The 13,151-nt window shown below is 65.6% G+C and carries 12 protein-coding genes; 7 read left to right on the forward strand and 5 right to left on the reverse strand.

The window, feature by feature from the left end:
• Nucleotides 1-5 precede the first annotated feature (5 nt).
• From EQZ23_RS08740 to EQZ23_RS08750, 3 genes are all read left to right on the forward strand, one after another.
• Nucleotides 6-677 carry a YoaK family protein gene (locus EQZ23_RS08740; RefSeq protein ID WP_128454062.1) on the forward strand — a complete coding sequence of 224 codons (672 nt, stop codon included), beginning with the start codon at nucleotides 6-8 and terminating at the stop codon, nucleotides 675-677.
• Between the two features lie 906 nt (nucleotides 678-1,583).
• Nucleotides 1,584-3,101, forward strand: coding sequence for a fumarate hydratase (locus EQZ23_RS08745; RefSeq protein WP_128454063.1), 1,518 nt, complete (start codon nucleotides 1,584-1,586; stop codon nucleotides 3,099-3,101).
• A 62-nt stretch (nucleotides 3,102-3,163) separates the two neighbouring features.
• Entirely contained in the window at nucleotides 3,164-3,727 is a 564-nt protein-coding gene (locus EQZ23_RS08750) for a DUF2501 domain-containing protein (RefSeq protein ID WP_128454064.1), read from the forward strand.
• Between the two features lie 395 nt (nucleotides 3,728-4,122).
• Here EQZ23_RS08750 and EQZ23_RS08755 read toward each other — a convergent pair whose 3' ends face one another.
• On the reverse strand, nucleotides 4,123-4,680 hold the full coding sequence (locus tag EQZ23_RS08755; RefSeq protein WP_128454065.1) for a hypothetical protein: 558 nt from the start codon (nucleotides 4,678-4,680) through the stop codon (nucleotides 4,123-4,125).
• Between the two features lie 124 nt (nucleotides 4,681-4,804).
• On the opposite strand from EQZ23_RS08755, the gene EQZ23_RS08760 reads away from it, so the two are divergent.
• Complete coding sequence (locus EQZ23_RS08760) at nucleotides 4,805-5,182, forward strand: PRC-barrel domain-containing protein (protein ID WP_128454066.1); 378 nt, start codon at nucleotides 4,805-4,807, stop codon at nucleotides 5,180-5,182.
• Nucleotides 5,183-5,225: 43 nt separating this feature from the next.
• Here the strand turns inward: EQZ23_RS08760 and uvrB are convergent, their stop codons facing one another.
• A complete protein-coding gene (gene uvrB, locus EQZ23_RS08765; protein WP_128454067.1) occupies nucleotides 5,226-7,424 on the reverse strand; it encodes an excinuclease ABC subunit UvrB in 2,199 nt (732 codons plus the stop codon).
• A gap of 273 nt (nucleotides 7,425-7,697) precedes the next feature.
• Between uvrB and EQZ23_RS08770 the strand changes: the two genes are divergently transcribed.
• Entirely contained in the window at nucleotides 7,698-8,528 is an 831-nt protein-coding gene (locus tag EQZ23_RS08770; protein WP_128454068.1) for a ferredoxin--NADP reductase, read from the forward strand.
• A gap of 168 nt (nucleotides 8,529-8,696) precedes the next feature.
• Entirely contained in the window at nucleotides 8,697-9,083 is a 387-nt protein-coding gene (locus tag EQZ23_RS08775; protein ID WP_128454069.1) for a VOC family protein, read from the forward strand.
• A 189-nt stretch (nucleotides 9,084-9,272) separates the two neighbouring features.
• Here EQZ23_RS08775 and EQZ23_RS08780 read toward each other — a convergent pair whose 3' ends face one another.
• Nucleotides 9,273-10,442, reverse strand: a complete 1,170-nt coding sequence (locus EQZ23_RS08780) for an MBL fold metallo-hydrolase (RefSeq protein WP_164913442.1) — start codon at nucleotides 10,440-10,442, stop codon at nucleotides 9,273-9,275.
• A gap of 137 nt (nucleotides 10,443-10,579) precedes the next feature.
• On the opposite strand from EQZ23_RS08780, the gene EQZ23_RS08785 reads away from it, so the two are divergent.
• The gene (locus EQZ23_RS08785; protein WP_128454070.1) at nucleotides 10,580-12,160 is read left to right on the forward strand and encodes an amidase; all 1,581 of its coding nucleotides are present in this window, start codon (nucleotides 10,580-10,582) and stop codon (nucleotides 12,158-12,160) included.
• An 87-nt stretch (nucleotides 12,161-12,247) separates the two neighbouring features.
• Here the strand turns inward: EQZ23_RS08785 and EQZ23_RS08790 are convergent, their stop codons facing one another.
• Nucleotides 12,248-12,640: a DUF4345 domain-containing protein gene (locus EQZ23_RS08790; protein ID WP_128454071.1), complete on the reverse strand. Its 393-nt coding sequence runs from the start codon at nucleotides 12,638-12,640 to the stop codon at nucleotides 12,248-12,250.
• The gene (locus EQZ23_RS08795) at nucleotides 12,637-13,095 is read right to left on the reverse strand and encodes a DUF2721 domain-containing protein (protein WP_128454072.1); all 459 of its coding nucleotides are present in this window, start codon (nucleotides 13,093-13,095) and stop codon (nucleotides 12,637-12,639) included. Before EQZ23_RS08795 ends, EQZ23_RS08790 begins: the two co-directional genes overlap by 4 nt.
• Nucleotides 13,096-13,151 lie beyond the last annotated feature (56 nt).

Consider the following 13,151-nt stretch of genomic DNA (forward strand, 5'->3'; position numbering starts at 1 on the left):
AGGCCATGCGCCGTTATGAAAAGCGCCAGCGTCTGCTGGCAATCGGGCTCGCCGCGCTGGCGGGATTCGTCGATGCGCTGGGGTTTCTGAAGCTGGGTGGCCTGTTCGTATCGTTCATGAGCGGCAATTCGACGCGGCTGGCGGCGGGGCTCACCGGCGTCGTGCCGGGCAGCCTGTTCGCGGGTGCCCTGATCGCGGCGTTTGTCGGCGGGGTCATGGCCGGCGAAACCGTCGGGCGACTGGCGGGACGACGGCGGAAGCAGGCGGTACTGGCGTTCGTGCTGGTCGCGCTGGCGATCGCCGCAGCGACCGCGACGCACGATAACGACCTGGTCTTGGCGCCGCTGTTGATGGCGGTGGCAATGGGATCGGCGAACGCGGTGTTCCAGCGCGACGGCGAGGTCAGCGTGGGGGTCACCTACATGACCGGCACGCTCGTCAAGATCGGCCAGCACCTCACGGCCGCTCTCGCCGGCGGTCCCCGCTTTGCCTGGGTGCCCTATCTGTTGTTGTGGATCGGGCTGATCGGGGGCGCGGCCGCTGGCGCCGCACTGTTTCCCGCGCTGGATCTGAAAGCGCTGTGGATCGCAGTGACCCTCGCCGCGCTCCTGCTCGCCGCCGCGCTGCTGATCGGGAGTGCCGCCACGGTGGGGGCTTCGCAAGAGGAATTGCGGTAAGCGGAATGACCGGGTGGGGGAGGAAAGCGGACTGGCGGCTTTCTGGAACGTGCTGGCGATAGCCGGCATTCTGTGGCGTTGCCCCCTTTTTGCAGGAGGATCCCTCGTTATATTCACACGCTCGGCGGTCTGCTGCGATCGAGCTCCATTTTGAAGGTTCCGTCAGACCTCAAAACATAGGTGCAATGATGCCAATCTTCCTGACACTCTTTAAGCATGTCACGCCTTAAGGCGGATAGCGCATCATTGACGGATCGGTTCATGGTTCTCTCACCTTCCACCCCCTCAACAAGCTTACCGTTGCGCACGACATCGTAACGCCTCTGTATCCAGTCGTCATGAACTTCCGCTACGACCCAAACCTCGGACACAGAGGTCGCTAGCATTGGGGCAATTGCGAGGGCGATACTCTCCAGCTGACGGCTACTTTCCATTTCTGCATTCACCTCCAATGCCAGACTATATTAGCACAATCGCTTTCGCGATCTATTTTAGCGTGCTCGCCCAGTGGCCGTAACTGGACAGCTTTACCAATTCCGGCGCCCCGATTGCAACTCATGTCTGGAAAGTGCCCCGTAATCGCAATGAACGAATGGCAACTACCGGGGCCCCGAGTTACCAACCCGAGCGTCCGGGTGTGGGCGTAAGCCGTCATTCTCCGCTGTCCTACACGCCAACTCGGTGTCACGCTCACCTTTCGGCTCTTTCAAACCGTCGATCACAGCCCTGACGCCAAGCCGGTCATGCTTTGCGCGGCCTGGCCGTATGCGCCTTCCGCGAAAGCGTTCGTAGGTGTGACTTTATCGTAACCTTTGGCCGCCTCGCCCTCCTCATCGTCGCACCCAGTCTTCATAAATCGGCCGAACGCCGCTATGCCGCCAGCATCCTCCCCTTCGAAGGCGCCGCATGACCGTCATCACCGAAGCCGACCTGATCGAAAGCGTCGCCGACGCGCTCCAGTTCATCAGCTATTACCACCCGATGGATTACATCCGCGCGCTCGGCGTCGCGTACGAGGCCGAACAGAGCCCCGCCGCCAAGGATGCGATCGCGCAGATCCTGACCAACAGCCGGATGTGCGCGGAGGGCCATCGCCCGATCTGCCAGGATACCGGCATCGTCACGATCTTCGTGAAATGGGGCCAGGACTGCCGCCTCGATTCGACGCGCAGCCTGCAGGAGGTCGTCGATGAAGGCGTCCGGAAAGCCTATCTCAACCCCGAGAACAAGCTGCGCGCCTCGATCCTCGCCGACCCCGCCTTCACGCGGCGGAACACCAAGGACAACACGCCGAGCGTGATGCATGTCGAGATGGTGCCCGGCAACACCGTCTCGTTCGACGTCGCGGCCAAGGGCGGCGGCAGCGAGAACAAGTCGAAGTTCAAGATGATGAACCCGAGCGATTCGATCGTCGACTGGGTGCTGGAAATGATCCCGCAGATGGGCGCCGGCTGGTGCCCGCCCGGCATGCTCGGCATCGGCATCGGCGGCACCGCCGAAAAGTCGATGCTGCTCGCCAAGCAATCGCTGATGGGCGCGATCGACATGGCGCAGCTCAAGGAACGCGGCCCCAAGAACGACATCGAGGCGCTGCGGATCGAAATCTACGACAAGGTCAACGCGCTCGGCATCGGCGCGCAGGGGCTGGGCGGGCTGTCCACCATCCTCGACGTCAAGATCTTCGACTGGCCGACGCACGCCGCGTCGAAGCCGGTCGCGATGATCCCCAACTGCGCCGCCACCCGCCACGCGCATTTCGTGCTCGACGGCTCGGGCCCGGTCTATCTCGAAGCGCCCAAGCTCGAGGAATGGCCGGATGTGAACTGGACGCCCGACAAGGCCGCGATCCGAGTCGATCTCGACACGCTGACGCCCGAGGTCGTGCAGACGTGGAAGCATGGCGACCGCCTGCTGCTCAACGGCAAGATGCTGACCGGGCGCGACGCCGCACACAAGCGGATCGCCGACATGCTCGCCAAGGGCGAGGAACTGCCCGTCGATTTCCGCGGTCGCGTGATCTATTATGTGGGCCCCGTCGATCCGGTTGGCGACGAGGTGGTCGGCCCCGCGGGCCCCACCACCGCGACCCGCATGGACAAGTTCACGCGCATGATGCTCGACCAGGGCCTGCTCGCGATGGTCGGCAAGGCCGAGCGCGGCGCGGACGCGACCAAGGCGATCGCCGAGCGCAAGTCCGCCTATCTGATGGCGGTCGGCGGGGCTGCGTATCTCGTCGCGCGCGCGATCAAGGGCAGCAAGGTCGTCGGGTTCGAGGATCTCGGCATGGAGGCGATCTACGAATTCGAGGTCGCCGACTTTCCCGTGACCGTCGCGGTCGATTCGGCGGGCGAGAACGTCCACCAGCTCGCGCCGCTCGTCTGGCGCGAGAAGATCGCGCGCGAAGGGCTGCTTGTCGGCGCCTGAGGCGACGACGCGGAACGGACGCGCGCGGGCGGGGTTGGCTCTACAGCACAGGAGCTATGACCATGTTGAAGACGCTTACCCCGCTGATCCTCGCCGCCAGCCTCGTCTCGGCCGGCACCGCGACCGCGCAGACCACGCGCACCCCGGCCCCCTCGACCGCGCCGGCCGATCGTGGTGGCGGATTGGGCGATAGTCTGGGTGGGCTCGGGGGTGACCTGGGTGGATTGGGCGGCGGATTGGGCGGCCTGCTCGGCGGCGCGATGCCCAGCGTCGGATCGATCGGCGCCGGTAACGCTGCCGGGCTGCTCGGCTATTGCCTCAAGAACAACCTGCTCGGCCAAGGCGGTCTACAGGGCGGTGGGCAGGGCCTCGGCGGGATGCTGGGCGGCCTGACCGGCCAGTCCGCCGCGACCCCACGCACCGCCGCACCCGCGACCGGCGCGCAGTCGATCCTCCAGCGGCTGACCGGCCGACGCGACGTCCAGACCTCGCCCGGCTATGCGGCAGGGCAGGCGGGGAAGGTGCAGGCGGGCAATGGCCAGAGCCTGTCGCTCGGCAATCTGGGCGGGCAGGTGAAGACCAAGCTATGCAGCCTCGTCCTCAATCGCGCCAAGGCGTTCCTGTAAGTCGCTGTCGCACACTGCGCATCGCAAATGAAAAGAGCCCACAAATGAAAAGAGGTTGCCGGATCGTCTCCCGACGATCCGGCAACCTCCTGACATGGTCAGCGGCCGGAGAGCTCCAGCCCGGAGGACCATGCGTACCACCTAGCCTATGACATACGCGTTGACTGGGAGAGGATACTCCCCACGCATGCCGGCGGCGTTAGCGGTGCGTCCCCCGAACGAACCGAACCGAACTCACTGCTGAACCATGAGACATCGGATCACCTCCTTTCGCTTGTGGAAAAAACGCGGCCAAGCCTGACCGCACCCGCAATGTGTGGCGATTGCCGCTGCGATACAAGCCTTGTTTTTCGTAAGATTTCAGCCGATCGTCTTTGGCTGTCGTCCTGTCGGAATCAGCCGCGACAATCCTCGGTCACGCGTTCGATCTCGGCCCAGGCGGGCACCACCAGCGGTGCCGATCCGGCCTGTTGTACCACGAACCGACCACGACTGAACCCCATCGCCTCCAGCAGCGAATCGTTCGGCATCAGCGCCGCCGCGACATAGGGCGGTGTGCCACCGGTCGGCTGGACGGACAGGGCCCGCATTGCGCTGGACGTGCGGATCGTCAGCGGGGTGGCATTGGTGCCAGCGCGCGACAAATACACCCGCCGCGTGGCGGTATCGCAGCGCAGCGTCAGCGACGCGTCGGCGTTCGCTGGACCGAACAGCGCGATCGATCCACGTGCATCGCGGCGATACACCCAGGTCCCCGGCGAATACGGCCAGTCGCGCCAGTCCGCCGCGATCGGGGCAGGGCGCGGCGCGGGGAGGGGCGCCGCGACGCGTGGTGGCGGCGGGGGAGGCGGCGTTTCGGGCCGCGGCGGCGGGACGCAACCGGCGACCAGCGCGAGCAAAGTGAGGCCGGCAAGCGATCGACCGTGGCGGACGAGAGGGGAGATGACGCGCATCCCCCAGCGTATGGGGCAGCGCCGACGCACGCTCAACCCGCGACCGTGCATCAATGGCGGGAACCGGCGCACGCTGCTACCGGTTCAGCGTCCGACCATCGTTCAAGATTTTTGGAGACCCTGCATGTCCGACACCGCCGCACAGACCCCGACCCAATTGCTCGTCCAAGCGAACATCTCCGGCACGATGAAGGTCGAGAGCCGTGACGGCGACCATGTCGGTTCCGTCCACGCCTTCATGGTCCACAAGGGCACCGGCCGCGTCACGCATGCCGTGCTGAGCCTCGGCGGCTTCCTCGGCATGGGCAAGAGCTTCTACCCGCTGCCGTTCGCGCTGCTCCAGTTCGACGCGGTCCGCGACCTCTACGTCGTGACGATCGACAAGCGCGTCCTCGAAGGCGGCCCGAGCTGGTCGAACAACGCACCCGTGTTCGACCAGGCCTATGCCGACCGCGTCGCCAGCTATTACGGATCGAGCACCGAAGACCTCGTCGTCGGCTGACCCAAATGAGGCGATGCAGGTTTACCTGCGTCGTCTCGATCGGTCACCGCGACCGCGATCCCCCCATTCGCATCTTCTGGCTCTTTCCGTAGCGCGTCTTCCGCGTGCCCGGCTTGCCCTCGTTAGACCGCCCCATCACCGGCGCCTTCTGCTGGTCGACCGGCAACCCCAGTTCTTCGTTCTCCAACTGCCGAATCTCGTCACGCAGCCGCCCGGCGGTCTCGAACTCGAGATCGCTCGCAGCCTTGCGCATCTGCTTCTCCAGATCCTCGATATACGCGCGCAGATTGTGGCCGACCATGTGCGGCCGGTCCTCGTCGATCGGGATCGTCACCTGATCCTGGCTTGCCACATGCGCGATGATGTCGCCGATGTTGCGGCGGATCGTCGTCGGCGTGATGCCGTGTTCGGTGTTGTACGCGACCTGCTTTTCGCGACGCCGCGACGTCTCGTTCATCGCGCGCTCCATAGAGCCCGTGACGCGATCGGCGTACAGGATCACGCGCCCGTCGACGTTACGCGCCGCGCGCCCGATCGTCTGAATCAGCGAGGTCTCGGAGCGCAGGAATCCTTCCTTGTCCGCATCAAGGATCGCGACCAGCCCGCATTCGGGGATGTCCAACCCCTCGCGCAACAGGTTGATGCCGATCAGCACGTCGTACACGCCCAGCCTCAGGTCGCGGATCAGCTCGATACGCTCCAGCGTCTCGACGTCACTGTGCATATAGCGGACCTTGATCCCCGCCTCGTGCATATATTCGGTCAGATCCTCCGCCATCCGCTTGGTCAGCGTCGTGACCAGCGTCCGATAGCCGAGCGCAGTCGTCTTGCCGACCTCGACGATCAGGTCCTGGACCTGCTCCTCGACCGGCTTGATCTCGACCGGCGGATCGATCAGCCCGGTGGGACGAATGACCTGCTCGGCAAACACGCCGCCGGTCTGCTCCATCTCCCAACTGCCCGGCGTCGCCGAGACATAGGTCGTCGGCGGGCGCATCGCGTCCCATTCGTTGAACCTGAGCGGCCGGTTGTCGATCGCGCTCGGCAGGCGGAAGCCATATTCGGCCAGCGTCAGTTTGCGACGGTGATCGCCCCGCGACATGCCGTTGATCTGACCGATCGTGACGTGACTCTCATCGACGAACAGCAGCGCGTTGTCGGGCAGATATTCGAACAGCGTGGGCGGCGGCTCGCCCGGCATGCGGCCGGTGAGGAAGCGCGAGTAATTCTCGATCCCCGCACAGCTGCCGGTCGCCGCGATCATCTCGAGATCGAAGTTCGTCCGCTGCTCCAGACGCTGCGCCTCGAGCAGCTTGCCCTCGAGCACCAGCTCCTTCAGCCGCTCCGCCAGCTCATGCTTGATCGCCTCGCCTGCCTGCTTGAGCGTCGGGCCGGGGGTCACGTAATGCGAGTTCGCATAGACGCGCACCGAATTGAGCGACGCGACCTTCTTGCCCGTCAGCGGGTCGAACTCGGTGATCTCCTCGATATCGTCGCCGAAGAACGAGATGCGCCACGCGCTGTCCTCGTAATGCGACGGGAAGATCTCGAGCGTGTCGCCCTTCACGCGGAAGTTGCCGCGCTGGAACGCCGCGTCGTTGCGCTTGTACTGGAGCGCCACGAGCTTGCGCACGATCTCGCGCTGGTCGACCGTCGTGCCCTTTTTCAGGTCGAAGATCATCGCCGAATAGGTCTCGACCGAGCCGATGCCGTACAGGCACGAGACCGACGCGACGATGATCACGTCGTCGCGTTCGAGCAGCGCGCGGGTGGCGGAATGCCGCATCCGGTCGATCGACTCGTTGGTCGACGACTCCTTCTCGATGTACGTGTCCGACCGCGCGACATACGCCTCGGGCTGGTAATAATCGTAGTAGCTGACGAAATATTCGACCGCGTTTTCCGGGAAGAACGACTTCATCTCGCCGTACAGCTGCGCCGCCAGGATCTTGTTGGGCGCGAGGATCAACGCGGGCCGCTGCACGCGATTGATGACGCTCGCCATCGTGAAGGTCTTTCCCGAGCCTGTGACGCCGAGCAGCACCTGATCCTTCTCGCCGTCGCCGATCGCGGAAACGAGCTCGGCGATCGCGGTCGGCTGGTCGCCCGCGGGTTCATATTCGCTGACGAGCTTGAACGCCTTGCCTCCCTCGACCTTGCTCGGGCGCGCGGTGGGGCGGTGCGGGACGAAGCTCTCGCCGGTTTCGGGCTCGGCGAGACTGGTGCGGATCTGAATGGCCATCGAGGGGGAATATGGGGAACATGCAGTGAGTCGGCAACGCCTGGGATGGTCACCAAACCTGTCGCTCTCCTGCGAACGCAGGAGCTCAGAATTACGAGAGATGCCGCCCGCGACCCTGGGCTCCCGCGTTCGCAGGAGAACGCGGATGATGGCCCCGGTTTGCCTCGTCCCAAGTTTAGCTGTTGTTGACCCATGCCGCGCACGCCAATACTGCGACCGTTTCGCAAGCATTGACCCGCCAGCGCGATTCTGCGCGGCCGAAGGAATAGACGCATGACCGCCCCGATCGTCGAAGCCACGCGCGCCCCCGTGCTGATCCCCGAGACCCCCGCGTTCCTCAACGCGAAGGTACTGTGGGTGCGTCACTGGAACGAACATCTGTTCAGCTTCGCGGTCGAGCGCCCATCGACCTTCCGCTTCCGCTCGGGCGAGTTCGTTATGATCGGCCTCCCGCAGGAAACCGGCAAGCCGATCATGCGCGCCTATTCGATCGCCAGCCCACATTATTCGGAGGAGCTGGAGTTCCTGTCGATCAAGGTCGAGGACGGCCCGTTGACCTCCAAGCTCCAGCTCGTCCAGCCCGGCGACGAAGTGTATCTCGGCAAGAAGCCGACCGGCACTTTGGTGCTCGACGCGCTGCTACCCGGCAAGCGGCTCTTCATGTTCTCGACCGGCACCGGCCTCGCGCCGTTCCTCAGCCTGATGCGCGATCCCGATGTCTATGCGGCGTATGAGCAGGTCATCGTCGTGCACAGCGTGCGCCGCGTCAGCGATCTCGCCTATCACGACGAGATGGTCGGGCTGCTCGCCGAGGACCCGCTGATCGCCGACGAGGCGCAGACGCAGTTCCACTATATCCCCACCGTGACGCGCGAGCCGTTCCGCACCACACGGCGGATCGGCGCGCTGATCGAGGATGCGTCGCTCTTCGGCCACCCGGTGCGCGGCGAGCAGAAGCTCAACCCCGAGACCGATCGTGCGATGCTGTGCGGCTCGACCGAGATGATCAAGGAATTCGCGGTGATGCTCGAGGCGCACGGCTTCGAGGAGGGCGCGAATTCGAAGCCCGGCACCTTCGTGATCGAGCGCGCCTTCGTCGGCTGAGTCGCCGTCATCCTGACGAAAGTCAGGATCCAGAGCCACATAGTGCGAGCATCGTGGCTCTGGATCCTGGGTCGAGCCCAGGATGACGGATCAGGTGGCGGGCCAAGCGCATTGTCTCCGCCGCGGAACCGGTCGATATGCCTCCTCAAACACCAAGAGGAGAGACCCATGATTGGCTACGCAACGCTCGGCACCAACGATATCGACGCCGCGCTGACCTTCTACGACGCGCTGCTCGCGACCGCCGGCGGCAAGCGGCTCATGCAGATGCCCGACGAGCGCAAGCTGACTTTCTACGGCGCAGGCGCGGACAAGCCGATGCTCGTCGTCGGCAAGCCCTATGACGGCCAAGACGCGACCGCGGGCAACGGCACGATGGTCGCGCTGGCGGCGGATTCGCGCGCGCAGGTCGACGAGGTCCATGCCAAGGCGATCGAACTTGGCGGCGCGGACGAAGGCGCCCCCGGCATGCGCGGTCCAGATGAAATGGGCTTTTACGGTGCCTATTTCCGCGATCTGGACGGCAACAAGCTCTGCATCTTCAAGATGGGGTGAGGGGCGTGCACGATTGAGCGATTAACACCTCGAATGAGTTGCCACCCCGGCGAAGGCCGGGGCCCAATTGGCAAGGTGGCAGTAACGAAGCGCTGTCCACTGCCAGCAGCCTCCCCCAATTGGACCCCGGCCTCCGCCGGGGTGGTGGCCTTATCGGACGCGGCGGCTATCCGAGGCCGATACTCCGGCCTACCGCAAAGCCCGAACGTCCGCGGTATCGAGGCACTTCAGCAAAGCCGTCCGCGGCATCGGCGTCCCCGTCGCCGGCTTGGCATACCCCGCAACCTCGACCGGCCGGCCGATCGCCACCGGCGTAAACCCGCTCTGCCCGGTACACCGCATCGCCGCCGCCAGCAGCTTCGGCGGCGTGTCATACCCCTCGAACGACAGCCGGAACGTCCCCCAGTGAATTGGGATCGCGTGCGCCGCGCCCAGCCGACGGTAGACCTCGACCGCATCGACCGGCCCGATATGGCTGCCCGACTCCATCTGCCCCGCGACGAACCGGAATGCACCGATCGGGATCAGCGCCAGCCGGATCGGGCCGAGCGCCGCAGCCTCGACCGGCCACTGACCGTCGCCCATCCCGGTATCGCCCGCGAAGAACACGTTCCCGCTCGGCAGCGTCACGACGAAGCTCGACCACAAGGCGCGGTTGCGATCGGTGAACCAGCGGCTGCCCCAATGATGGTTGCGCGTCACGGTGACCGCGACACCGGGCTTGATGGCCACGCTCTGGCCCCAGTCGAGCGCGGTAGCCTTGGCGCCGGTCTGGCCGATCACGCTGTCGTTCCCCAGGCTGGTGACGATCCGCGGCCGATCGCGCTGCCAGATCCGCGCGAGCGTCGCCTTGTCGAGATGGTCGTAATGATCGTGGCTGACCAGCACGAGATCGATCTTCGGCAGCGCATCGAACGCGATCCCCGGCTCGGCGACCCGGCGCGGGCCGGTGCCGAGCGGCCCCGCCTGCTCCGCCCAGATTGGATCGGTGAGGATGTTCAGCCCCTGCGTCTGGATCAGCACGCTCGCATGCCCGACCCACGTCACGACCATCCGCTGGCCCTCGACGCGCGCGGGCGGTGCGATCCGCTGGACGGCGACCGACTTAGGCCATGCCGGCCGCCCGTCGCTGCCGGTGAAATAGCGCCAGAAAAACCCCGCGCGACCGCCGCCACGGCCTGCCGGCTGAATCTGCTGCGTGTCGGCATCGTTGTCGGGGTTGGCGAAGCGCACGCCGTCGAAATGACCGGTCGCGGGGCCACGGTAATAGATCCGATCGAGGAACTTCGGGACGATCGTCACGGCCAGCGCGACGACCACGACCGTCAGCAGCATGACACCCCCGACGATCTTCAACACCACCCGCACGTCGTTCCCCTATCCGTTGCGGGTTCGTAACGCATCGTCGCCTCCATCGTTCAGACTGCGCCATCGTTCAGACCGCTTGGCGCAAGGCCGCAACCTCGATAGCCTCGCGCCAAAGGGGAATCGCAAAAATGCATAAGGTTATCATCGGGCTGTTGCTCGCCACCGCGCTCCCGACAGCGGCGAGCGCGAAGACGGTCGCGGTCGAGGAACAGTCGATCGACCAACTCCAGGCGATGATGACCGCGGGCAAGGCGAGCAGCGTCGATCTCGTCCGCGCCTATCTCGCGCGGATCGCGGCGATGGACCGCAAAGGGCCGGCTCTGCGTGCCGTGATCGCGCTCAACCCCGATGCGCTGGCGCAGGCGAAAGCGCTCGACGCCGAACGCCAGGCGGGGCGCATCCGGGGGCCGCTCCACGGCGTGCCGGTGCTGATCAAGGACAACGTCGAGACCGCCGACGCTATGCCGACCACCGCGGGCAGCCTCGCGCTCAAGGACAATCTGACGCGTCGTGATGCGCCCGTCGTGGCGCAGCTCCGCGCGGCGGGGGCGGTGATCCTGGGGAAGACCAACCTCAGCGAATGGGCGAACATCCGCTCGACCCGGTCGATGAGCGGCTGGAGCGCGGTCGGCGGTCTGGTCAGGAACCCCTATGCGCTCGACCGCACCGCGTGCGGCTCGTCGAGCGGCTCGGGCGCAGCGGTCGCGGCAAGCTTCGCGGCGGCGGCGATCGGCACCGAGACCGACGGCTCGGTGGTGTGTCCGTCGTCGCTCAACGGGCTGGCCGGGCTGAAGCCATCGATAGGCCTCGTCAGCCGCACGCATGTCGTGCCGATCAGCCACAGCCAGGATACGCCCGGCCCGATGGCCCGCAGCGTCCGCGACGTCGCGACGCTGTTCTCGGCGATGATCGCCGCCGATCCGGCGGACGCGGCGACCGCTGGGGCAGGGGCGTACAAGCGCGACTATGCGGCCGGGCTGTCGACGAGCGCACTCTCGGGCTTGCGCATCGGCGTGATCCGGCCCGAGATGACCGCGGACCTCGCGGCGAAATACCAGGCGGCGCTCGATGTGCTGAAAGCGGCGGGCGCGGTGCTGGTCGAGGTGAAGCAACCCAAGCTCGACGGGCTCGGCGAGGCGGAACTGCTCGTGCTCCAGACCGAGCTGAAGGCCGACCTCGACACCTATCTCGCGACCACGCCCGCGGCGGTCCGCACGCGCACACTCGATCAGGTGATTGCCTTCAACACCGCGAACGCAGCGAGCGAAATGCCGTTCTTCGCGCAGGAGACGTTCGACGCGGCGGCCAAGACCAAGGGGCTCGCCGATCCCGCCTACAAAGCGGCGCGCGCGAAATCGCTGCGGTTGGCGGGCGCGGAGGGGATCGACGCGATGCTCAAGATGGCGGGCGCGACACTGCTGGTCGAGCCGAGCTACGGCGCGGCTTGGCTCAGCGACCCGGTGTACGGCGATCAATATGGCGGCCCGAGTGCGAGCGAATTGCCGGCGGTCGCGGGGTATCCCAATTTGACCGTGCCGATGGGCCTCGTCCGCGGCTTGCCCGTCGGCCTGTCGTTCATCGCGACCAAATATGGAGAAGCGGCAGTGCTCGGCGCGGGTTATGCGTATGAACAAAGGGCCAAGGCACGCAAAGCCCCGCGTTACCTGCCCTCGGCCGACGCCGGTCCCGGCTTGGAAGGAACCCGATAGACCCCCGTTCTCCCGCGAAAGCGGGAGCCCAGGAACCACAAACGATGCGCCCCGTAACCCTGGACCCCCGCCTCCGCGGGGGAACAGCTAGTGAGCCGCCCGCTTCGCGAAATTCCACTGCCACAGCATCAGCAACGGCACGACCACTGTCTCCATCGCCAGCCCGAGCACATGCCCCTGCGACGGCACGCCTACAGCCAGCAGCGAAACTCCGCGCGAGAGGCCACCGATAAAGATCAACCCGCCCAGCAACCGAAACCGCGCCCCTTTCCGCTCGATATTCGGAATACAGCTCAGAAACCCGAGGCCAGTCGCGAAGAAGATCCCCGAAATATACCGGAAATGGCTGTCCAGATCGCGCGGCACGTCGTTCAGATGCCCGAACGGCGCCGGCCCATGCAGCACGCCCTGACCGCCGACGATCAGCGGCAACAGGCACGCGACCGCAATCACGGCCTGCAACAGGCGCTTCTCGATCATGGCAGGTCCCGCAGCAATTCCGGCCGGATCCGGAAGGCCCGCAACGACATCCGGACCTCGAAGATAAAGGATACCAGCGCCGCGATCAGCAGGATCATCGCGAGGATGAAGCACAAGGCGACCGCCGTGCCGAAATGCAGCTTGGCGAGCTCGGCGATGAACAGCAGCGCGATCAGGACGCACGTCATGATCGCGCTCGACACCGCCAGGAACAGCGCGGCGTTGATGATCGTCATCCGCCGGTCGAGCAACCGCAGCTCCCAGCCGTAGCGGGTCCGCTCGGCCGCCGAAAAATTGGGGTGCATCTGCTCCAGTTTCCGCGCCCGGTCGATCACGCGAGACAGCCGTCCCGCGAGCACGTTCAGCAACTGGCCGATGCCGGCGAGCATGAACACCGGCGCGAGCGCGAGCTGGATCGTCTGGGCGATGGTCGAGATGGCGGGGATGATCGGCATGCCGCCACCATGATGGGGAATGCCGGATTGCAAAAGGGGGCGATTGCAAAACAGCA

The sequence above is a fragment of the Sphingomonas sp. UV9 genome (assembly GCF_004101245.1).
In the GTDB taxonomy this organism is placed as follows: Bacteria; Pseudomonadota; Alphaproteobacteria; order Sphingomonadales; family Sphingomonadaceae; genus Sphingomonas.

Coding starts and splice junctions, on each gene's coding strand:
- EQZ23_RS08740 (WP_128454062.1), top strand. CDS start 6: ATGCGCCGTTATGAAAAGCGCCAGCGTCTGCTGGCAATCGGGCTCGCC.
- EQZ23_RS08745 (WP_128454063.1), top strand. CDS start 1,584: ATGACCGTCATCACCGAAGCCGACCTGATCGAAAGCGTCGCCGACGCG.
- EQZ23_RS08750 (WP_128454064.1), top strand. CDS start 3,164: ATGTTGAAGACGCTTACCCCGCTGATCCTCGCCGCCAGCCTCGTCTCG.
- EQZ23_RS08755 (WP_128454065.1), bottom strand. CDS start 4,680: ATGCGCGTCATCTCCCCTCTCGTCCGCCACGGTCGATCGCTTGCCGGC.
- EQZ23_RS08760 (WP_128454066.1), top strand. CDS start 4,805: ATGTCCGACACCGCCGCACAGACCCCGACCCAATTGCTCGTCCAAGCG.
- uvrB (WP_128454067.1), bottom strand. CDS start 7,424: ATGGCCATTCAGATCCGCACCAGTCTCGCCGAGCCCGAAACCGGCGAG.
- EQZ23_RS08770 (WP_128454068.1), top strand. CDS start 7,698: ATGACCGCCCCGATCGTCGAAGCCACGCGCGCCCCCGTGCTGATCCCC.
- EQZ23_RS08775 (WP_128454069.1), top strand. CDS start 8,697: ATGATTGGCTACGCAACGCTCGGCACCAACGATATCGACGCCGCGCTG.
- EQZ23_RS08785 (WP_128454070.1), top strand. CDS start 10,580: ATGCATAAGGTTATCATCGGGCTGTTGCTCGCCACCGCGCTCCCGACA.
- EQZ23_RS08790 (WP_128454071.1), bottom strand. CDS start 12,640: ATGATCGAGAAGCGCCTGTTGCAGGCCGTGATTGCGGTCGCGTGCCTG.
- EQZ23_RS08795 (WP_128454072.1), bottom strand. CDS start 13,095: ATGCCGATCATCCCCGCCATCTCGACCATCGCCCAGACGATCCAGCTC.